We start from the raw sequence: 20,713 nt of genomic DNA, 5'->3' as shown, positions 1-20,713 counted from the left end.
CCGTTACGGGTTGCGGGTGATGGTGAACGTGGACGTGGTGTTCTTGATGTCCTGGAAGTTGTCGTTGAACTGCAGGTTGTTGAAGGTGACCGAGCCGACCGCCGGACCCTGCCCGGACTCCGGCATCTCGTTCGCCCACAGGCCGAAGCCGGACTTGGCGTCGAAGGCGTCACCGCTGCGGTGGGCACCGCTGATGGTCACGTTCGTGAGGACCGTGTCCTTGATCGGGTTCTGCGGCTGACCGCCGACGTAGTTGGTCTGGAACATGATCCCGCTGTACGTCGGGTCCACGATGTCCACGTCGCTGACGCGGATGCCCTGGAAGACCTTCGAGGCCGAGAAGAGCCAGATGCCCGGGAAGGTCTGACCGCCCCAGAAGTGCCCGCCGGCGCGGACGATGGAGACGTTCTGGATGTTGGTCGGTTCGGTCCCGAAGCCGTTCATCGCGTAGCCGAAGTCCAGCGAGCTGATCGTGACCCCGGAGTACACCAGCGTGTCCGCGATGAGGATGTTGCGGAACGTGTTGGCGTAGCCGCCGTAGACCGCGATGCCCGCGGCACGCCAGGTCAGCAGGGACGTCAGGTTCTCGTACAGGTTGTTCTTCTCGTCCGCGCCGCCCGCGTCGATCGCGGAGAAGAGCGCGAAGCTGTCGTCACCCGTGGCACGGGCCTCGATGTTGTCGAGGTGGTTGTCCGTGCTGCCGTTGGTCATGTTGACGCCGTCGGCGAAGGTGTCGCGGATGCGGGAGTTGGTGATGGTGACGTTGTCGGTGTTGGCGCCCCAGTAGAGGCAGACCGTGTGCTCGTTCCAGACGTTGTCGATGGTGATGTTGGCGACGTTGGCGAAGTCGAAGACCTTGCCGGGACCGTCGATGCGGGAGGTGTAGTTGCCGAAGAACGCGAAGCCCGAGAAGGACGAGCCGTTGGCCGTGGAGTCCGCGCGGAAGCCCGCGTCAGTGTTGGACTGGCTCGACGGGGTGTGGAAGCGGGTGTACCAGGGGCCGGCACCGATGATCTTGACGGCCTTGCCGTAGACCTGGAACTTGCTGGAGGTGTCGTAGTCGCCCGGCGGCAGGTAGACGCCCTTGAGCGTGCCGGTGGTGTCCATGCGCGCCTTGTCCAGGGCGTTCTGCACGTCCTGCTGGCTGAAGCCGGTGGGCGCGGTGTACGCCGCGGGGTCGGGATTGGCGATCGGCGCGACCTGCTCGGTGTTGACGAAGTCGACCGCGTAGGTGGTGCTGTTGGCGGAGTCCTTCTGGAGCTTGATCTTCGCCCCGGCCGGCACGGTGGTGCCGAGCATCATGTTGGCCTCGTCGTAGATGTGGCGCGGGCTGCCGTCGCCGGGGCTGTTGCCCGGGGCGGTCTCGTTGCCGTAGAGCCACGCGTACTTCGAGGTCAGGTCGATGGCCTTGAGGAACGTGCCGTTGACGTAGACGTTCAGGGTGGAGTTGATACCGCCGCCGCCCGCGGCGTCGGGGATGGAGTAGCGCACGACCAGGGTGTTGGTGCTGGCCTTGGTGGTGAACTCCACCGAGCTGCCCGTGCTGTTCAGCGTGACGGCCTTGCGGCCGGACGCCTCGCCCGCGAGGTCGCCGACGGTGCGGTTCGGGCCGACGACCTGCGCGCCGCCGCCCAGGACGCCGTCCTCGGCCTCGTACATGTCGTACGGCATGTTGGCGCCGCGCCCGACGAACAGGGACTGGGTGCTCGTGTTGTTCTGCTGCTTGACCGCCAGCTCGTTGGCGTCCGCGGCGATCACCGTCTTGACGGAGTACTTGCCGTTGACCGCCGTCCACGTGCCGAGGTTCACCGGGCTCGCCGTGCTGCCCGCCGCGATGGCACCGCTGTAGGAACCGGTGAGGGTCTTCACGACACTGCCGGAGGCGGTGTCGGTGACGGTCACGGTGATGCCGTGCGCGCCGCCCGCGGAGGCCACGGTGCCCTGGTTCCTGATCGCGACCGAGAAGGTCACGGTGTTGTTCTTGCCCGGGTTGCCCGGCGTCCAGCTGGACGGCGCGGCGACCAGGTCGGAGCTGTCGACCGGCTTGACGACCAGCGGACTCGGGCTGGCGTAGGAGTTGTTGGTGTCGTTCTGCTCGATGACAGTGTTCGCCTCGTCGACCGTCGCGCTCAGCGGGTAGCTGCCCGCGTCACGGGTGCCGATGTTCGCCGTCACGGTGGCCTGGCCGCCGGCGGCCAGCGCGCCGACCGAGGCGGTGCCCACCTTGGTGGTGCCCAGGTAGAAGTTGACGTTCGTGGCGCCCGACGCCAGCTCACCGATGTTGCGGACGGTGGCGGACAGGGTGACCGCGTCCGTCTCGACCGGCGCGCTCGGGGTGACGCCCATGGCGGAGACCGTCAGGTCCGGGTTCGGCGCCGGGGTGCCGATCACCTGGAACTCGGCGACCTGCCCGCCGCCCGCGCCGCTGTTGGCGGTGAACGTCAGCCGCACGTCGGCGACGCGCGCGCTGAGCGTGATGGTCACCGTGTTGCCCGAGGCCGGGTTGAACGTGTAGTCCGTCGCGGCCTTGAGGCTGGTGAAGCCGGTCGCGCCCTGCTCGCGGCCGAGCACCTGGATGTTCTGGGTACGCGTGCCCCAGGCGCCGTCGGGGTTGAGCTTGAGCACCACCGAGGACACATCGGCGTTGGCGCCGAGCGAGACGGTCAGCGAGTTGGGGTAGCTGCCGCCCGCGCCCTCCCAGTACGTCGTCACGCTGTTGTCGTTCGCGTTGGCCGCGACGAAGTTCTGGGTGGTGGAGGAGGCCGTGATCGGCTTGCCGACGGCCATGTTCGAACCGGGGCCGGTGGGGGACCCGTTGCGGATGACGGTGGCGCTGGCGACGCTGCGGTTGTCGGCGGCGTCCTTGGCCTTGACGTAGTATGCGACGGTCGCCGAGTCCGGCTGGCTGTCGGTGTAGGTCAGCGTGCTGCCGGAGACCGTGCCGCGCAGCTGGTCGTTGGCGTACACCTCGTAGCCGGTGACGCCGACGTTGTCCGACGAGGCGGTCCAGGTCAGCTTGACCTGGCCCGACGCGGGCTGCGTGTACGCGAGGTTGCCGGGCTGCGAGGGTGCCTGCGTGTCGCCGGTGTCGCCGGTGCGGGTGACGGTGTTGCTGTTGCCCGACTGGTTGCCCGCCGCGTCCTTGGCGCGCACGGCGTACGTGACCGTGGCGGAGTCGGGCTGGCTGTCGGTGAAGGTCGTCACGTTGCCGGCGACGCTCGTGCGCAGCATGCCGTTGGCGTAGATGTCGTAGCCGGTGACGCCGACGTTGTCGGTGGACGCGTTCCACGTCAGCCGGATCTGGCCGGACGCGGGCTGCGTGTACGCCAGGCCGGTGGGCGCGGACGGCGCGGTCGTGTCACCGGTGGCCGGACCGTAGATCTCCAGCTCGGAGAGCTGGGCGGCGCCCCAGCCGGTGTTGGCCGTGACGTTGACCCGCAGGTAGCGCACGGTCGCCGAGGTCAGGTTGACGGTGACCGTGTTGTTGCTCGCGGGGCTGAAGGCGTAGTCGCGGGACGCCACCAGGTCGCTGAAGTTCGACCCGTCCGTGCTGCCGCGCAGCGACAGCGTCTGCGTCCGCGCCTCCCAGGACGGCGGCAGCTTCAGCACGACCTTGCTGACGGCCACCGAGGAGCCGAGGTCGGCCTGGAGCCACTGCGGGAAGGCGTTGTTGGCGCTCTCCCAGTACGAGGCCTGGTTGCCGTCGTTGGCGTTGGCCGGGGTGTAGGGGGCGTTGCTGCCGCTCGCGGTCAGCGTCCGGCCCTGGGCCAGGTTGTCCGTCGAGGAGGCGGCACCGTGCACCTCGAGCTCGGAGACCTGGGCGGCGGACCAGCCGGTGTTGGCCGTGATGTTCAGCCGCACGTACCGGGTGGTGACGGCGGAGAAGCCGATGGTGACCGTGTTGCCCGCCCCGGGCGCGAAGGTGTGCGCCGCCGAGCCGGAGAGCGTGGAGAAGGTGTTGCCGTCCGTGCTGCCCTGCACGGCGAAGGTCTCGTCGCGCGCGCCCCACGGCGCGGGCAGTTTCACGACCACCTCGTCGACGTTGACGCCGCTGCCGAGGTCCACCTGGACCCACTGCGGCAACGTGCTCCCCGCGCTCTGCCAGTACGTGTCCTGGCTGCCGTCGGTGATGTTGGCGACCCCGTACTCGGCGTGCGAACTGCTCGCGGTGGCCGTTCTGCCCGCCGCGAGGTTCGGCCCGCCGGCGGCCGAGGCGGGCGGCGCGGACAGGCCGAGGACGACCATGCCCGCCGCGATCACCCCCGCCACCAGCCGCTGGACCATGTGCTTCCTTCGCATGTCGTCCCTGTGCCTCTCGTGTGTCGGTGGCCGAGAAGTTGCGTTGATCGCTCATTAAATTGCGTTAACCGTGGCGATAGTTGCAGAGCAGATTGCGGGCGTCCATGCCTACGACCGGGCCTTTTGATATGGACGCGACAGGCTTGCGCGGCTGTGCCGTGCAGCCGACACGTACTTGCGCATGCATGCAAGATTTTGCGCAATTCGCAATTGCCCTTGCCTCGGCCAGTCGCCTTCACTACGCTCCCTGGGCTTCCGGCACGGCCTCGTCCGCATGTTCGGACGCCCACGTTCCGGCCGGCGGCGCCCTTCCCGCCGCGCGCGATGCGCGCCTTCCGGGGCGGTTCGCTCGGGGTCCGGTGAAGGGTTCAGTGCGGGGCTGGCCTTCTGCCGTGGACCTCTACTTCGACCCGGTGCCTCTGCTCGGCGAGGCGCGCGGAGCGTTCCTGGGGAAGTGGTCGGAGCGGAAGTGGCTCAACGTGCCCGGACCGTTCTACGGGGCCGAGACCGACAACTGCGGTACGGGCCGGATCCACGCCCCAGGGCTCGTGCTCTACGAGGCCGACTACTTCACCGAGTACGTGTACCGGCAGCCCCGGACGCCGGAGGAGCTCCAGCGGTTGGTCGACGCTGCCGAGGAGGAGGCCTTCTCCGGCTACGGTTGCGACGGCGACGCCCACTGGTACACCCGCAGCGGCCCGGGAATGGTGGCGCGATCGACAGCGGATCAAGGAGTATCTGGCGGACCGGCGCGCCGACTGGGAGGCCGACGACGCCTGTAACGGGCAAGGAGTGGCCGCCGCTGCCCTGGCGTACGCCGACTACCTCGACGGCGAACTGGCAGCGCACCTCAGGGTCTACCTCTTCTGGCTCGAGGAGCGACGTTCCCCGACAGCCGCGGACCGACTTCCCACGCTCTGACGGCGGTGCGGATCAGTCGTCGAGCGACGTGCCTCCGGCGCGGTGCGGGGCGGCGGCCGACGGCCGCTTCGCGCAGGGCTACGCCCGCTGCGCTCCCGCCGCGCGCAGCGCCTGGCGGACGGACCACAGGACGGAGACGAGGGGGACGGCGACGACCGCGCCGATGACACCGGCGGCGATGGCGCCGCCGATGACGCTGAGGGCGACCACGACCGGGTGCAGCCGGACCGCCCAGCTCATCACCAGGGGGTGCAGGACGTGGCCCTCGATCTGGCCGATGATGACGATGAGGGCGATGACGACCAGCGCGACCAGGGGGCCCTTGGAGGCCAGGGCCACCACCGCGGCCACGGCGAGCGCGATCGGCGAGCCGATCAGCGGCACGAACGCGGCGAAGAACTCCAGCAGGGCCAGTGGGAGGGCGAGCGGCACGCCGAGCGCGTAGAGGGCGAGGCCCACCAGGACGGCGTTGGTGCCGGCCACGAGCACGATGCCGTGCGTGTACCCGGTGAAGGTGCGCCACGCCGCCGTGCCGCCCACCGCCACCCGTTCCCGCACCGACAGCGGCAGTTGACGGCAGAACCAGGTCCACTGGCGGTCGCCTGAGTGCAGGAAGAAGACCGAGCAGAACAGGGCGAGCGCGAGAACCGTGCCGACCTCGATGAGCCGTCCGGCGCCGCTCAGCGCGGTGCTGATGAGCGTCGAGCGGTGGCTGGACAGCCAGTCGCCGATCTTGGACTGGAGGTCCGTGAGGGCCTTCGGGTCGAGCCGGAACGGCGGTGCCTCCAGCCAGCGTTCGATTCTGGACAGCCCGGCCCCGAACTCCTTCTGCAGTCCCTCCTGTTCCTGGGCGACCGCCTCACCGACCAGGGCCAGCACGCCCAGCACCAGCACGATGCTGCCGAGCACTGACACCGCGACCGCCAGCGGCCGGGGCATCCACCGCGCCAGCAGGTCCGCCACCGGCCGGAGTATCGCCGTGCCGACCAGCCCGAGGAAGACCGCGACCGCGATCTCGTGGAAGCGCCCCAGGACGGAGAAGATCCCGTAGACGACCACGCCGACGACGATGAGCCGCCAGCTGTACGCGGCGGCCGTGTTGAGCGCCGGAAGCACCCGGAGCCCGGCCGTGCCGGGGGAATGGCCGGCCGCCGCCCGGCGGCTCGTGCGGATGCGGTCGCGGCGGTCTCCCGGCGGCATGCCCGGGCCCGGGCCGCCCTGCGTGTGCGCTCGCCTGGGCATGTGCCCGCCACCACCTCCCGTACGCCTGGGCTCGTACCACCGCTCCGCGCCCCCGCAACGTGCCGCGGGCGTCATTCGCCCGAAGGCACCCAAGCGCGCAGGGGTGGGCAGTAGCCTCACCCGGGCGCTCCGCGCCCGTTCCGCATCTCACCGGAGGAGACCGCCGTGGCATCGCCGTACAGGCATTCCGCACCGTACGCACAGGGACAGCTCGATGTCGGCGACGGCCAGCTGATCCACTGGGAGGTCAGCGGCAACCCGGAGGGCAAGCCCGCGGTGTGCGTGCACGGCGGCCCGGGCTCCGGCGGCAAGCGGGGTGCCCGCAACGGCTTCGACCCGGAGCTCTACCGGGTCGTCATGTTCGACCAGCGCGGCAGCGGGGAGAGCCTGCCGCACGCCTCCGACCCGGGCGTGAGCCTCGCGGAGAACACCACCGAGCACCTGATCGCCGACATGGAGCGGCTGCGCGAGCACCTGGGCATCGAGCGCTGGCTGCTCTACGGCGGCTCCTGGGGGTCGACCCTGATCCTCGCGTACGCCGAGCGCCACCCGGAGCGGGTCACCGAGATCATCATCGTCGGCGTCACGACGACGCGCCCCGAGGAGACCGACTGGCTGTACCACGGCGTCGGCCGCCTGCTGCCCGGCCCCTGGGAGGCCTTCCGCGACGCGCTGCCGCCCGAGGACCGGGACGGTGACCTGGTCGCCGCCTACAGCCGGCTGCTGAACAGCCCGGACGAGGCCGTGCGCGCCAAGGCCGCGCGGGACTGGTGCACCTGGGAGGACGCGGTCATCGCCCACGAGAGCCTGGGGAAGCCCGATGCCTACAGCGACCGGGCGGACGACGCGCTGATCGCGTTCGCACGGATCTGCGCGCACTACTTCTCGCACGACGCCTGGCTGGAGGACGGGCAGTTGCTGCGCGACGCCCACCGGCTGGCGGGCATCCCCGGAGTGCTGATCCACGGGCGGCTCGACCTCGGCAGCCCGCTCACGACCGCGTGGGAACTCGCCAAGGTGTGGCCGGACGCGGAGCTCCAGGTCATCGACGACTCGGGGCACACCGGCAGCCCCGCGATGGAGCAGGCCGTCCTGCGGGCCGTCGAGCGCTTCTCGGGGCGCGGGCACTGACCCGCGCCCGCGGTGTCACCTCGGCGTGCGGTGCTGCCACCACTCGCCGTGCGCGCGCGGTACCCGGTGCTCCGGAGTGGCGGTGGTGGGTGCCGTGCCGGCCGTGTCGTCGGCCGGCGTGTCCGTCGCCGGGGGCTGCGTCGCCGGGGGCGGCGTGTCCGTCGGATCGGGGCTCGCCGGCGGGGTGCTGGGTGCCGGCTCGCTGGGCGCGGGCGGGGTGGCCGGGGGTGTGTGCGCGGGGTGGGTGACCACCGGTGACGGACTGGCCGAGGGATGGGCCGGGTGAGTCGTGTGCGGTGCGCTCGGGGACGGGTGGTGCGTGGGCGCGGCCGGCTTGGCGGGGGTGGCGGACCTGGCGGGCTGATGGGTCGCCTTCGCGGGGGTGGTGGACGGTGCCGCCTTCGGCGACGGTGACTCGTGCGCGGGCCTGCCGCTCGTGGTGCTGCCGTCCTTCTTGCCGGGTGCCTTCCGCTCGCCGTGGACCGGCCGGTCGAGGCCCTTGCCGGGTACGGCGTCGGGGCTGGGCGAGGTGGTACGGGACGCGGGCGCCGGGGAGACGGCGGCGGGCCGCGGCTTTCCGGCGGCCTCCGCGGGTTCCTGGAAGGACTGCTGCAGCGCCCAGGCGGTTCCGCCGAGCGCGGCCGCCGCGGCGACGGCCGCCGTCGTCACCTTCCACCGCAGGGACCGACCGCGGCGGTGCTTTGCCTGGTTGCTGCGTGGGGAAACCATGGGAGGACAAGGACCCTTTCGAATGTGCCCCCCGCCCGGTTGCCCCATCGCCGCGTAAGCGAACGAGGCCGGATATGTGTGGACTCTGCGGCAGTGGGCGCGCGGAGCGCAAGGCCCTGGGGTCGGTGCACGGCGGTCCCACCAGGTGTGATTCCGTGAAAGCGCAGGTCAGGGCGGTGATCGTGGTGCCCGGTGGCGCGATGTGAGGTGCCCCACGCCGGTCGGGCCGGGCCGTCCGCCGGGCGGAGCCTTTTATTCCGCCTCCGGGGGGCGAGGGGCTGAGGTCATGGTCACACGCCCATAATCATTGATATGGATCAACCGTCGTGTACGTTCAATTTCGCCCCGAACCTGTGAGGCCGGGGTGAAGGCCCTGCGCTCTGTGAGGGAGGCGCAGGAGGCCGCGCCCGTGGGGACGGTAAGTGCGGCTGACAGGACACGGCTGTCGCCCTGTCCGCCAGGGCGGGTGGCCCGTCATCGCGCGTGGGGACGCTCGGATGTGACGGCCACCCGCTCTTCGCGTACCGCCCGCGGTGCGGGCCGGAGCCGGCCGGGGCTCCTCAGACCTCGTCGCACGGGGAAGCGGCCGGAGACGTCCTGACCCGGGCCAGGAGACCGCGCAGTGCGGTGAGCTCCTCGGGGGCGAGGTCGGCGAAGAGCTCGCTCTCCACCTCGTGCAGGGCCTTCTCCACCCGCGTCAGGGTGTCGGCGCCCGCCTCGGTGATGGTGACGATGTGGCGCCGGCGGTCGGCCGGGTCGCGGCGGCGCTCCAGGAGGTGGCAGGACTCCAGGTCGTTGAGGATGCCGACCATGATGCTGGGGTCGACGCCCAGTTCACCGGCGAGCGCCTGCTGGCTCATGTCGCCCGACCTGCCGAGCAGCATCAGCGTGGTGCCCTGACGGGGGGCCAGTCCGCAGACGGCGAACGCATGGTGCACACGGTCCTTGGCGACGGCTCCGTGACGGGCCAACAGGAAGCCGAGCCGGTCCAGCGGATCGGATGCGGGGTCCCGGTTCGCGTTCTCGTGTCCTGTCACGTCGGTCACCGTATCAAGCGGGAAACCATCCGTCGGAGCGGATCGTTGCCGCCCTTCAATGATAGGTCGTGGCGGTGGCTCAGGCGGCGGCCGACGGACCGCCGTGCCGGGCGATCGCCGCCAGTTCGCCGGCCGCGCCGGTGGGCGGGCTGGTCCGGGGATGGACCAGCCGCAGGGCGCGGGTGAGATCGAGGTCACGTACCGGGACGGCGACCACGGTGCCGTTGGCCAGCTCGGCCGTGAGCGCGAGCGAGCTGAGGACCGCGGGGGCGACCCCGTCGGCGACGGCGGTCTTGATGGCGGTCGTCGAGGGGAGTTCGAGCAGCGGCGCGGCGAGGGGGACCGCGCCCACCCCGTCGAGGGCCCGCTCCAGATAGCGCCGGGTGCCGGAGCCGCGCTCCCGGGCGACCAGCGGTGCGGCGGCCAGCTCGCCCGCGGTGATCCCCGAGCGGCGCCGCGCCCAGGGGTGGGCGGGGGCCACGATCACCGTGAGCTCGTCGTGTCCCACGGTGCGGGCGGTCAGCCCGCGCGGGACGTCGGGGGCCTCGACGAATCCGAGATGGGCCCGGCCCTCCCGTACGGCGGCGGCGACCTCGTCGGAGTTGCCCGCGGTCAAGGCGACCGAGGTGTGCGGCGCACGGACCCGCAGCACCGCCAGCCACTGGGGGAGCAGGTACTCGGCCACCGTCATGCTGGCCGCCACCTGGAGCCGGCTCCCGGTGGTGCCCAGCAGCGAGGTCACGCCCGCGTCCAGCGAGGCCGCGGCGTCGACCGCGGTGCGCGCCCAGTCGGCGACCAGCGCGCCCTGCTCGGTGAGCCGCGAACCGCGCGGCGACCGCTCCAGCAGCGGGAGCCCGAGCCGGCGTTCCAGATGGCGGAGCCGGGAACTGGCGGAGGGCTGGCTGATGCCGTGCGCGCGGGCGGCCGCGCCCACGCTGCCCAGGCGGGCGACGGACAGCAGCAGGTCGTACGCCGCCAGGTCGCTCACTCGCTCGGGCAGGGGCATAGGCCGAGTCTATGACCCCATCGCCGAATGATCCCTACCGGCGTCCGCGGGGCGACGGGAGGCTGAGGCCATGCACACCTCGCTCACCGCCCCGCCAAGGGCCGGCGCCCACCCGCGCACCGGCCTGCTGCGGGAGCTGGACCACCCCTCCCAGCTCTTCCGCGACCTCGGTCCCAACTGGTACGCCTCCGTCATGGGCACCGGCATCGTCGCCGTCGCCGCGGCCGGCCTCCCCGTGCACGTGCCGGGACTGCGGACGTTCGCCACCGTCGTCTGGGCCCTGGCCGCCGCCTGGCTCCTCGTGCTCACCGCCGCCTGGTCCGTGCACTGGACGCGCCACCCCGAGCGGGGCCGCGCGCACGCCGGCCACCCGGTCATGGCGCACTTCTGGGGCGCCCCCGCGATGGCGCTGATGACGGTCGGGGTCGGCACCCTGACGCTGGGCTCCGCGTGGATCGGCGAGCGCCCGGCGCTCGTCGTCGACGTGGTGCTCTGGTCGGCGGGCACCCTGCTGGGCCTGGTGACCTGGGTGTGGATCCCGTACCGCGCCATGACCGACCACCGCGTGACCGAGGACGCGGCCTTCGGCGGCTGGCTGATGCCCGTCGTGCCCCCGATGGTGTCGGCCGCCACCGGTGCCGCCCTGATCCCGCACCTCGCTCCGGGGCAGGGACGGCTCACGCTGCTGCTGGCGTGCTACGCGATGTTCGGCATGAGCCTGATCGCGAGCCTGGTGATCATCACCCAGGTGTGGAGCCGGCTCATGCACCACAAGACGGGCCCCGCCGCCATGGTGCCGACGCTCTGGATCGTGCTCGGACCGCTCGGCCAGTCGGTGACCGCCGCCAATCTGCTCGGCGGGGTGGCACCCTCGGTTCTGCCGCGTCCGTACGCCTCCGGCGCCGAGGTGTTCGGCCTGCTGTACGGGGTGCCCGTCTGGGGCTTCGCGATGATGTGGCTCGTCCTGGCGGCCGCCCTCACGGTGCGCACCGCGCGCAGCGGCCTGCCCTTCTCGCTGACCTGGTGGAGCTTCACCTTCCCCGTCGGCACCTGCGTCACCGGCACGAGCGCGCTCGCGCTGCGCCTGCACGCAACGGCCTTCCAGGGCGCGGCCGTCGTGCTCGGCACCCTGCTCGTCGTGGCATGGACCACGGTGGCGGTGCGTACGGCGCGGGCCGCCGCGCGCGGCGGCATCTTCCTTCCGGTGCCCGCGCCTCAGGGCTCTCCCGTCAAGGCCTGATGTTCTGGTTGAGGTGGAAGAGGTTGCCCGGGTCCCAGGCCCTCTTCACCTCCACCAAGCGGTCGTGGTTGCCGCGGTAGTTGGCCCGGACGCGGCCCTGGTCGTCGCCCGCCATGAAGTTGACGTAGCCGCCCTCCTGGGAGTGCGGTGCGATCGCCTCGTAGTAGCCGCGCACCCAGGCGATGTTGGCGTCGTTGGCCGCGGCGTCGGGCCACATCCCGGCGATGACGGCCGCGAAGGAGGCGTCGCGGTAGGCGAAGGCGGTCGCGTCCGGGGCGACCCGGTGGCAGGCGCCGTCGATCGGGTAGATGTGGACGGCCGTGTTGACCGCGGGCAGTCCGGGGGCGTGCGCGACATGGGCCGCCACGGCCTCGTCGGTCAGCTCGGCGGCGAACGCGGCCTTCCAGTAGTGCTGGAGGCCGGGCGGCAGGATCGCGTCGAAGAGGCTGTTCATCACCGGGTAGGGCATCGGGCCGACGTGCTCGGCGGCCACGGGTGCCGCGTCGCGGAACGGGCGCAGGACCCGTTCGCCCCCCCGGCGGCCCGGCCCAGCACGCCACCAGGGCGACGAAACGGTCGCCGTGCCGGTCCTCGGGGATGAACGGCAGCGGCGGCGCGATGTGGAACGCGGGGAAGACGCAGAGCCGTTCCGGTGCGGCGGCGATGGCGTCGCGGTAGGCGCGCAGCACCGTGGCGGCGTGATCCATCTCGTAGAGCATCAGTCCGCCGTACACGTCGGTCAGCGGTGCCAGCCGGAACACGAACGCGGTCACGGCCCCGAAGTTGCCGCCCCCGCCGCGCAGCGCCCAGAACAGGTCCTCGTGCTCCTTGCCGCTCGCCACGACCAGGTTCCCGTCCGCGGTCACGACGTCCGCCGAGACGAGGTTGTCGCAGCTGAGGCCCAGCGCCCGGCTCAGGTATCCGATGCCCCCGCCGAGGGTCAGCCCACCGACGCCGGTGGTGGAGACGATGCCACCGGTCGTCGCCAGTCCGTGGGCATGGGTCGCCGTGTTGAAGTCGTCCCAGGTGGCCCCGCCCTCGGCGCGCGCGGTACGCGTCTGCGGGTCCACCCGCACCGCGCGCATCGGCGACAGGTCGGCGACGACACCGCCGTCGCACGTGCCGAAGCCGGGCACACTGTGCCCGCCGCCGCGCACGGCGAGTTCGAGCCCGTTGTCCCGGGCGAAGTCCACGACGGCCCTGACGTCGTCCGCGCCGGCGCAGCGCACCACGGCCGCGGGGCGCTTGTCGATCATGGCGTTGCGGACGGTGCGCGCCCGGTCGTAGTCCTCGCTGCCGGGGGTGATCACCTGGCCGCGGACACGCTCGCGCAGCCGGCCGGCCGAGGGGTTGCCCATCGCCCACGCTCCTCGTAGCGCCGAGGTCCCCCTGCCGCTGTCCCCCCGCACTCCACTCACGCTACGCCGCTGGGGCGCGACCTCAAGCGGAACGTGCGTTGGTCTAGACCTTGACAGGTATAGGCCAATCCGGTTCATTGCTCAGTGCGAGATGCAACTCCCCCCACGCAAGGAGCAGTTACGGTCATGCGACGCACTCTGGCACTCCTCACCACCCTCGCGGCCGCCGCCGGCATGGCAGTGGCCATCCCCTCCGGAACCGCCTCCGCCGCCACCTGCGCGGCCCCGTGGAGCGCATCCTCGGTCTACACGAACGGGATGACGGCCGCCTACGGCGGCCACAACTGGCAGGCCAAGTGGTGGACCCAGAACGAGACGCCCGGCACCACCGGTGAGTGGGGCGTCTGGGCCGACCAGGGCACCTGCGGCGGCGGTGGCACCGACCCCGGCAACCCGGGCAACCCGTCCGGATTCGTGGTCAGCGAGGCCCAGTTCAACCAGATGTTCCCGGGCCGGAACGGCTTCTACACCTACAGCGGCCTGGTCGCGGCCCTGTCCGCCTACCCCGGCTTCGCCAACACCGGCAGCGACACCGTCAAGAAGCAGGAGGCCGCGGCCTTCCTCGCCAACATCGCCCACGAGACCGGCGGCCTCGTCTACATCGTCGAGCAGAACACCGCCAACTACCCCCACTACTGCGACAGCAGCCAGCCCTACGGCTGCCCCGCCGGGCAGTCCGCGTACTACGGCCGCGGCCCGATCCAGCTCAGCTGGAACTTCAACTACAAGGCCGCCGGCGACGCACTCGGCATCGACCTGCTGCACAACCCCTGGCTGGTCGAACAGGACGCGGCCGTCGCCTGGAAGACCGGCCTCTGGTACTGGAACACCCAGAGCGGCCCCGGCACCATGACCGGCCACAACGCGATGGTCAACCAGGCCGGCTTCGGCCAGACGATCCGCTCCATCAACGGCTCCCTGGAGTGCGACGGACGCAACCCCGCACAGGTCCAGAGCCGGGTGGCCAACTACCAGCGCTTCACCCAGATCCTCGGCGTCCCCGCGGGGAACAACCTCTCCTGCTGAGCGCCGGCGTACGTGGGCGCAGGGACGGCGGCCCCTGCGCCCACCGGCGGGGCCCGGTCCCGTCAGCCGCGGACGCGTTCAGCTCAGCAGGCCGCGCACCCGGTCCATCCGGGGCCGCGCACGGTCCGCGTCCCGCCGCTCGGCGGCGGCCCGCGCGTCCTCCGGCGCCTTCCACACCGCGTGCAGCGCCTGCCAGAAGTCCGTCCACGCCTCCGACTCGGTCATGCCGAGCCCGACCACGCCCGTGTCCCGGCACGCGACGCGATAGCCCTCACCGGTCATCTCCACCGACACCTGGCGCTCCACGTCCCACCACCGCCTTCGTGGCACCTTCCCCCTGCCAGCCTCCCCGCGGGCCCGCGCCGCTCGCAACCCGGGATGGAAAAGCGTCCGGGCGCCGGCACGCGGCCGGCGCCCGGACGCGTGGGTCCGGAAAGCTCAGAAAGCGGCCACCGGGCCCTGGGTGGCCTTCAGGTGCTGCATGGCGGTCAGCCGCCGGACGAAGAGGATCGCCAGCACAGCGGCGACGATGTCGAGCCCGTCGGAGAGGGACATGCCGACCGCGGAGTCCCGCAGAGCGTCGGACGACTCGGCCTTGGAGTACATCTGCGACGTCAGCTGCGTCGCGATCCGGTCGGCGACCAGCGCGACCCACCAGACGGTGACGATCCCCGTGCGGATGGGACGCCACGAGCCGTCCGGGGCGGCCTGCGTGCTCGCGGTCCAGGTCTCACGGGCGATGCGGTAGGGGAGGCGGAGGTTGAGGAAGGGAACGAACCAGCCGCCGATGGCCCACCCGCGGCCCTTGTCGAAGCCGTTGGGCGAGAAGATCTCTCCGTTCCCGCGCACCCGGTGGAACCAGATGATGAAGACGACCGCCGTGGCCAGGAAGCCGAGTCCCTGCAAGAGCGCGGTGACGGACAGCAGCAGCTCCGCACGGTCGGCGTCGTCGACGCTGACCGACATGGGGCCGTCCGCCACGACCGAGCCGGCGACCGACCAGAGGTTGATGTCGGCGGCGATCGAGAACACGTCGCACGCCAGCACCAGCGCCAGCAGCGCGGTGACCGCGTTCGCCAGGCCGAGCGGCGACCGGAGCACGCCGGGAACAGTCTGCGGTGGCGGCGTCGGTGTCAGGCCGGACGGGTAGTGCGGGACACCGCCCGGCGGACCGGCAGGGCTGATGGACATGACGAAATCCCCCCCAAGGGATCGTGTGCGAGTGGTGCGCCCGCCGCGGGCGGGCAGGCAGGAACATATGACAGCGGACCGCCGGGCGTCCACGTGGATTCGTGTGCCACCGATGCGACCGTGTGTGATAAGCCGTCGGCCCTGCGGACCAGCAGGAACGCCTGCGGCGTCCGCTCGTCGCCGCGTGCCGCCCGCACCAGGCACGCGGTCTCGGTGAATCCCGCTTCGGCCAGCAGCGCGGCGACGCGGTCCGGCGGGTGGCGGTGGACGTCCAGCGTGACGGGGTGGCCGTAGGCGTGCTCCAGCCGGACGTGCCCGTCGCCGGCCTTGAAGGCGAGGAGCAGGTGGCCGCCGGGCGCCAGGACACGGTGGTACTCGGCGACGACGGCCGGCAGCTCCCGCAGCGGGGTGTGCACCGTGGAGTACCAGGACAGGACGCCGCCGAGCCCGCCGTCGGGCAGGTCGAGCGCCGGCATCGCGCCCACCTCGAACCGCAGACCGGGGTAGGTGCGGCGGGCCACCTCCACCATGCCCGGCGACAGGTCGACGCCGAACGCGTCGAGCCCGAGCGAGGCGAGGTGCGCCGTGACCCGGCCCGGTCCGCAGCCGAGGTCGGCGACGGGGCCGGAGCCGCCGGCGCGGACGAGGTCGGCGAACGCGGCCGGCATCGCGTGGTCGAGCGGGGGTTCGGCGAGCGCGGCGCCGAAGAACCGGGCGTAGTCGGCGGCGACGGTGTCGTACGAGGTGCGCACGGCGTCCAGGTGGGAACTCTCGGTCACGGGCGGTGACGATAGTCGGGGGGACCGACACCGCCCCTTGCGCCGCGGGCGGCCGACGGGCGATCGGCCGGCCGAGGCGCGACGATGGAGCGGAAGCCGACCCCGGGGAGGCACGGATGAGCAGCGAGCCGCACCGCGTCCGCGAAGGCGGCGGCGACCACGGCCGTGAGGTCGCGCGATGACCGCGGCGCCCGGCGTGTCCGGTCCGCACGGTCCCTCGGGCCTTGCCGGCCGTACGGTCGTGGTGATCGGCGCGAGCGCGGGCATCGGACTGGAGACAGCGCGCCAGGTACGGGCGGCGGGCGGCGGGCTGATCCTCGTCGCGCGCGACCCGGAACGGCTGGAGCGGGCCGCGGTCGAGCTCCGGCCGCAGGCGACGGCGGCGTTCGACGCCAACGACACCGACCGCGTCGAGGAGTTCTTCGAGGCGTTGCGGGAGCCGGTCGACCACGTGATGGTCACCGCCGGCAGTCCCGCCTACATGCCGCTCGACGGCATGGACCTCACCGCGGCCCGCCGGCAGTTCAGCGACCGCCTGGGGATGACGCTCGCGGTCGCCCTGCACGGCCGCCGGAAGGTCAGGGCCGGGGGAACGCTGCTGTTCATGGGCGGCACCGGCGCCCGGCGCCCCGGCATCGGCATGTCCGTCGTCGGTGCCATGACGGCGGCGCTGCCCGCCCTCGTCGCCAATCTCGCGCTGGAGATCGCGCCGGTCCGTGTCAACGCCATCGCGGCGGGATTCGTGGACACACCGCTGTCGGCCTCACTGCTGGGCGATCAACTCGACGCGCGGCGGGAGGAGTTGCGTTCCAGGCTGCCCATCCGGCGGGTCGTCGGCCCGGGCGACGTCGCCTCCCTGGCGCTGCACATCATGGCCAATGACGCGCTCACGGGCGCGACTTACGACATCGACGGCGGCCAGCAGCTCCTTCCCCACTGAACCGGCCGAGCCGCGCGGTCAGACCAGCGGGGGCCCGCCGGACAGTTGGGGGTACAGCGCCTCGGGTCCGGCGGCCAGCGCCGCCTCGACCTGCCGGCTGATGTCGTCGGCGAGCACCTCGTCCAGTCCCGCGTCGACCCCGTCGACGGCCGTTCGGGCCACCACGGCGGGATCGGCCTTGGGCCCGGGGATCCGGGCGGCCATCTCCGTCGCGAGGTAGCTGACGTGCACGGCGGTGACCTGCGTGCCCTGTTCGGCCAGCGCTACCCGCAGGGCGTTGGTCACGGACCACTCGGCGGACTTGGCGGCGGCGTATCCGGCGCTGGCCGGGACCGACACCCAGGACAGCACGGACAGGACGTTGACGATCGCGCCACCGCCGTTGCGGCCGAGGACCGGCGCGAAGGCCCGGCACATCGCGAGGGTGCCGAGGACGTGCGTCTCGAACTCCTTGCGGAACGAGTCCAGGTCGGAGGTGAGCACATGCGCCCGGGTCGTCGATCCCGCGTTGTTGACGAGGAGCGTCACGTCCTGGGCCTGCTCGGCCGCCGCCTGCACGGACTCCTGGTCGGTGATGTCCAGGGCGACCGGAACCGTCCCGGGCACGGTGACCTTCCCGGGATCGCGCGCCCCGGCGTAGACCTTGGCCGCTCCCGCCTCCAGGAGCGCCCGTACGAACTGCTCTCCGAGTCCGCGGTTGGCGCCGGTGACCAGAGCGACCGACCCTTGGATCTTCATGGGGCACCTCACCTGCGATGGACTGCGAGGCCGTGGAGCGGCGTCGTGGCAGCGCCTGAGCGTGGGGCGCCGCTCCCACTTCCAACGTAGGGCGCACCTGTCCCGGCGACCACCCGGACCTCAGGACCGCGGTGCCGGCCGCCCGGTGTCCGCGGCCGCCCCGGCCCGTCGGCGCGGGGTAGTTACGGACAATTGATTAAGCTATTGTAATTAATCATGGATGACATTCCGCCGGTGGCGGACGACCCCACGGAGGTCGGAGCGGCACTCCGGCTGGCCGTGGGCCGGATCGCCCGCCGACTGCGACAGGCACACGCCGTGGGGGACGTGACGCTCTCCGAGGTGTCCGTGCTGGCCCGGCTGGACCGCGAGGGACCGGATTCCCCCGGGTCGCTCGCTGAACTGGAGCGCGTACGCCCGCAGGCCATGGCCACGACCCTCGCGGGCCTGGAGGAACGGGGACTGGTCAGCCGCCGCCCGGACGCCGCCGACGGCCGCCGCGCGGTGGTGACGGTGACGGACGCCGGCCGCAAGGTGCTCGCCGACCGGCGCTCGGAGTCCGTGCAGCGACTGGGCGCGGTCATCCGGGCCGAGTTCACCGACGACGAACGGCACCGGCTGCTGGCCGTGCTGCCGCTGCTGGACCGGCTCTCGGAGCGGCTGTGAAGGGCGCGGCGGCGGGCACGACGGCCCGCCCCGAAGGCACCGGACGGTCGGAGGACGACGGCCGCTACAAGTGGGTCGCGCTCTCCAACACCACGCTGGGCGTCCTGATCGCGACCATCGACGGCTCGATCGTGATCATCTCGCTCCCGGCGATCTTCCGCGGCATCGGCCTGGACCCGCTGGCGCCCGGCAACATCGGCTACCTGCTCTGGATGATCCTGGGCTACCTGCTGGTGTCCGCGGTCCTGGTGGTCGCGCTCGGCCGGCTCGGCGACATGTTCGGCCGCGTCCGCATGTACAACATGGGCTTCGCGATCTTCGCCTGCGCCTCGCTCGCGCTGTCGCTCGACCCGTTCAAGGGCGGCTCGGGTGCGCTGTGGCTGATCGGCTTCCGCGTCGTGCAGGCCGTCGGCGGTGCGATGCTCACGGCCAACTCCGCGGCCATCCTCACCGACGCCTTCCCCTCCAGACAGCGCGGGATGGCGCTCGGCATCAACCAGATCACCGCCCTGGCAGGGCAGTTCCTCGGACTGCTCGCGGGCGGGCTGCTGGCCACGATCCACTGGCGCGCGGTGTTCTGGATCAGCGTCCCCATCGGCATCGTGGGCACCGTCTGGTCGTACCGCAGCCTCCGCGAGACCGGCGTCCGCAGACCCGGCCGCATCGACTGGATCGGCAACATCACCTTCACCGCCGGGGCGGGCGGGCTGCTCGCCGCGATCACCTACGGCATCCAGCCCTACGGGGGTCACCCCACCGGCTGGACCAACCCCTGGGTGTTCGGCGGCCTGGCGGCCGGGGTCGCGCTGCTGCTGGTGTTCTGCGTGGTCGAGACCCGCATCGCCGAACCCATGTTCCGTCTCGGCCTCTTCCGTATCCGGGCCTTCGCGGCCGGCAACCTGGCGGCGCTGCTCATCTCCGTGGCCCGCGGCGGGCTGCAGTTCATGCTGATCATCTGGTTGCAGGGCATCTGGCTGCCGCTGCACGGCTACGCCTTCGAGGACACCCCGCTGTGGGCGGGCATCTTCATGCTGCCGCTCACCGTCGGGTTCCTCATCGCCGGCCCCGCCTCCGGCTACCTGTCGGACCGCTTCGGCGCGCGGCTGTTCTCCACGACCGGACTGCTGCTGGTCGCCGCCGGATTCGTCGGGCTGCTCATGCTGCCCGTGAACTTCCCCTATCCGGCCTTCGCGGGCCTGCTGCTGCTCAGCGGCATCGGGCAGGGCATGTTCTCGGCGCCCAACACCTCCGCGATCATGGGCAGTGTGGCGCCGGACCAGCGCGGAGTCGCCTCCGGCATGCGCTCGACGTTCCAGAACTCGGGCACCGCCCTGTCCATCGGGCTGTCCTTCTCCCTCATGATCTCCGGCCTGGCCGGCTCGCTGCCCGGTGCGCTGGAGAGCGGTCTGCGGAGCCAGGGCGTGCCCGCGGGCACCGCGAGCCAGGTGGCCGGACTGCCCCCGGTCAGCACGCTGTTCGCCACCTTCCTCGGCAACAACCCCATCAGCCACCTGCTCGGGCCCAGCGGCGTGCTGCACTCCCTGCCCCGGCCCAACGTCGACGCCCTGACCGGCACCGGGTTCTTCCCCGAACTGGTCTCCGGGCCCTTCCACCACGGGCTCGTCACGGTCTTCACCGCCGCCACGGCGATGTCCCTGATCGCCGCCGCCGCCTCGGCGCTCCGCGGCAAGCACCACAAGGCCGCACCGGGCACACCGGCCGGCACCGACGAAGGACAGGAAACAGAAGCATGGCGCACAGCGCACTCCTCGTGATGGACGTCCAGCGGGGCATCGTCGACCGCTTCGCCACGGACAGCGACTACCTGCCGCGCCTGCGCGGCGCCGTCGACGCGGCCCACGCCTCCGGTATCCCGGTCCTGTACGTCGTCATCGGCTTCCGCGACGGGCACCCCGAGGTCAGCCCCCGCAACAAGACCTTCAGCGCGCTCGCCGGGACCGGCGCGTTCGCCGAGAGCGACCCCGCGGCGCAGATCCACCCCGCCGTCGCCCCCGAGCCCGGCGACCTGGTCGTCACCAAGAAGCGCGTCAGCGCCTTCGCCGGGAGCGACCTCGACATGGTCCTGCGCGCCCGCGGTATCGACAGCCTCGTCCTGAGCGGCATCGCCACCAGCGGGGTCGTGCTGTCCACCCTCCGCCAGGCCGCCGACCTGGACTTCGGCCTCACCGTGCTGTCCGACGGCTGCCTCGACGCGGACCCGGAGGTGCACCGCGTGCTGACGGAGAAGGTCTTCCCGCGGCAGGCGGCCGTCGTCTCCGTCGACGAATGGGTGCTCGCGGTCAAGAACTGACCGTGTGCCGCGCCCCGGGGACCGGGTCCGGGGCGGGCT

At 72.0% G+C, this 20,713-nt stretch carries 19 protein-coding genes and 1 pseudogene; 9 read left to right on the top strand and 11 right to left on the bottom strand.

The annotated features are described in order from the left end of the window. Positions 1 to 3 precede the first annotated feature (3 nt). Positions 4 to 4,299: a discoidin domain-containing protein gene (locus tag ACIP64_RS15350; protein ID WP_401586059.1), complete on the bottom strand. Its 4,296-nt coding sequence runs from the start codon at positions 4,297 to 4,299 to the stop codon at positions 4 to 6. A gap of 392 nt (positions 4,300 to 4,691) precedes the next feature. On the opposite strand from ACIP64_RS15350, the gene ACIP64_RS15345 reads away from it, so the two are divergent. Together ACIP64_RS15345 and ACIP64_RS15340 are read left to right on the top strand one after the other, a co-directional pair. Then, positions 4,692 to 5,081, top strand: a complete 390-nt coding sequence (locus ACIP64_RS15345; protein ID WP_401586057.1) for a ferredoxin — start codon at positions 4,692 to 4,694, stop codon at positions 5,079 to 5,081. 10 nt (positions 5,082 to 5,091) lie between these two features. Beyond that, entirely contained in the window at positions 5,092 to 5,220 is a 129-nt protein-coding gene (locus ACIP64_RS15340; protein ID WP_401586054.1) for a hypothetical protein, read from the top strand. Between the two features lie 78 nt (positions 5,221 to 5,298). Here ACIP64_RS15340 and ACIP64_RS15335 read toward each other — a convergent pair whose 3' ends face one another. After that, a complete protein-coding gene (locus tag ACIP64_RS15335) occupies positions 5,299 to 6,462 on the bottom strand; it encodes an AI-2E family transporter (protein WP_401586052.1) in 1,164 nt (387 codons plus the stop codon). A gap of 165 nt (positions 6,463 to 6,627) precedes the next feature. Between ACIP64_RS15335 and pip the strand changes: the two genes are divergently transcribed. Then, positions 6,628 to 7,593, top strand: a complete 966-nt coding sequence (gene pip / locus ACIP64_RS15330; protein WP_401586050.1) for a prolyl aminopeptidase — start codon at positions 6,628 to 6,630, stop codon at positions 7,591 to 7,593. A 15-nt stretch (positions 7,594 to 7,608) separates the two neighbouring features. Here pip and ACIP64_RS15325 read toward each other — a convergent pair whose 3' ends face one another. From ACIP64_RS15325 to ACIP64_RS15315, 3 genes are all read right to left on the bottom strand, one after another. Next, a complete protein-coding gene (locus ACIP64_RS15325) occupies positions 7,609 to 8,262 on the bottom strand; it encodes a hypothetical protein (RefSeq protein WP_401586048.1) in 654 nt (217 codons plus the stop codon). A 620-nt stretch (positions 8,263 to 8,882) separates the two neighbouring features. After that, entirely contained in the window at positions 8,883 to 9,359 is a 477-nt protein-coding gene (locus tag ACIP64_RS15320) for a MarR family winged helix-turn-helix transcriptional regulator (protein WP_401586046.1), read from the bottom strand. A gap of 79 nt (positions 9,360 to 9,438) precedes the next feature. Further along, positions 9,439 to 10,365 (bottom strand): LysR family transcriptional regulator, encoded by a 927-nt coding sequence (locus ACIP64_RS15315; RefSeq protein ID WP_401586043.1) that lies wholly within the window; start codon positions 10,363 to 10,365, stop codon positions 9,439 to 9,441. Positions 10,366 to 10,435: 70 nt separating this feature from the next. Between ACIP64_RS15315 and ACIP64_RS15310 the strand changes: the two genes are divergently transcribed. Further along, positions 10,436 to 11,605: a TDT family transporter gene (locus tag ACIP64_RS15310; protein ID WP_401586040.1), complete on the top strand. Its 1,170-nt coding sequence runs from the start codon at positions 10,436 to 10,438 to the stop codon at positions 11,603 to 11,605. Here ACIP64_RS15310 and ACIP64_RS15305 read toward each other — a convergent pair. Both ACIP64_RS15305 and ACIP64_RS15300 read right to left on the bottom strand, forming a co-directional pair. Beyond that, positions 11,595 to 12,098 (bottom strand): BBE domain-containing protein, encoded by a 504-nt coding sequence (locus tag ACIP64_RS15305; RefSeq protein ID WP_401586037.1) that lies wholly within the window; start codon positions 12,096 to 12,098, stop codon positions 11,595 to 11,597. The genes ACIP64_RS15310 and ACIP64_RS15305 overlap by 11 nt on opposite strands. Positions 12,099 to 12,501: 403 nt before the next feature. Next, positions 12,502 to 12,861, bottom strand: a pseudogene (locus ACIP64_RS15300) (FAD-binding oxidoreductase); the annotation flags it as partial. Positions 12,862 to 13,149: 288 nt separating this feature from the next. Between ACIP64_RS15300 and ACIP64_RS15295 the strand changes: the two are divergent. Next, entirely contained in the window at positions 13,150 to 14,049 is a 900-nt protein-coding gene (locus ACIP64_RS15295) for a glycoside hydrolase family 19 protein (protein ID WP_401586034.1), read from the top strand. A gap of 78 nt (positions 14,050 to 14,127) precedes the next feature. On the opposite strand, the gene ACIP64_RS15290 is transcribed toward ACIP64_RS15295, so the two are convergent. The 3 genes from ACIP64_RS15290 to ACIP64_RS15280 all read right to left on the bottom strand — a co-directional run bounded on the left by ACIP64_RS15290 (position 14,128) and on the right by ACIP64_RS15280 (position 16,019). Next, positions 14,128 to 14,355 (bottom strand): hypothetical protein, encoded by a 228-nt coding sequence (locus ACIP64_RS15290; protein ID WP_360908317.1) that lies wholly within the window; start codon positions 14,353 to 14,355, stop codon positions 14,128 to 14,130. Between the two features lie 132 nt (positions 14,356 to 14,487). Next, entirely contained in the window at positions 14,488 to 15,150 is a 663-nt protein-coding gene (locus ACIP64_RS15285) for a DUF4328 domain-containing protein (RefSeq protein ID WP_401586032.1), read from the bottom strand. Positions 15,151 to 15,182: 32 nt separating this feature from the next. After that, positions 15,183 to 16,019: a class I SAM-dependent DNA methyltransferase gene (locus tag ACIP64_RS15280; RefSeq protein ID WP_401586029.1), complete on the bottom strand. Its 837-nt coding sequence runs from the start codon at positions 16,017 to 16,019 to the stop codon at positions 15,183 to 15,185. A gap of 178 nt (positions 16,020 to 16,197) precedes the next feature. Between ACIP64_RS15280 and ACIP64_RS15275 the strand changes: the two genes are divergently transcribed. Then, the gene (locus ACIP64_RS15275) at positions 16,198 to 16,959 is read left to right on the top strand and encodes an SDR family oxidoreductase (protein WP_401586026.1); all 762 of its coding nucleotides are present in this window, start codon (positions 16,198 to 16,200) and stop codon (positions 16,957 to 16,959) included. 18 nt (positions 16,960 to 16,977) lie between these two features. Here ACIP64_RS15275 and ACIP64_RS15270 read toward each other — a convergent pair whose 3' ends face one another. After that, entirely contained in the window at positions 16,978 to 17,697 is a 720-nt protein-coding gene (locus tag ACIP64_RS15270) for an SDR family oxidoreductase (RefSeq protein ID WP_401586023.1), read from the bottom strand. 216 nt (positions 17,698 to 17,913) lie between these two features. Between ACIP64_RS15270 and ACIP64_RS15265 the strand changes: the two genes are divergently transcribed. From ACIP64_RS15265 to ACIP64_RS15255, 3 genes are read left to right on the top strand one after another with little or no spacing between them, the layout of a single operon-like run. Then, a complete protein-coding gene (locus ACIP64_RS15265) occupies positions 17,914 to 18,363 on the top strand; it encodes a MarR family winged helix-turn-helix transcriptional regulator (RefSeq protein WP_401586020.1) in 450 nt (149 codons plus the stop codon). Further along, entirely contained in the window at positions 18,360 to 20,138 is a 1,779-nt protein-coding gene (locus ACIP64_RS15260; RefSeq protein ID WP_401586017.1) for an MFS transporter, read from the top strand. The genes ACIP64_RS15265 and ACIP64_RS15260 overlap by 4 nt, the downstream gene beginning before the upstream one ends. Then, the gene (locus ACIP64_RS15255) at positions 20,114 to 20,674 is read left to right on the top strand and encodes a cysteine hydrolase family protein (RefSeq protein ID WP_401586014.1); all 561 of its coding nucleotides are present in this window, start codon (positions 20,114 to 20,116) and stop codon (positions 20,672 to 20,674) included. The genes ACIP64_RS15260 and ACIP64_RS15255 overlap by 25 nt, the downstream gene beginning before the upstream one ends. The last annotated feature ends 39 nt before the right edge of the window (positions 20,675 to 20,713 follow it).

The organism is Streptomyces sp. NPDC088733 (assembly GCF_044751185.1).
Classification (GTDB): Bacteria; Actinomycetota; Actinomycetes; order Streptomycetales; family Streptomycetaceae; genus Actinacidiphila.
Note: the sequence above shows the minus strand (reverse complement) of the source record. Positions and strands in the feature narration are given on the sequence as shown.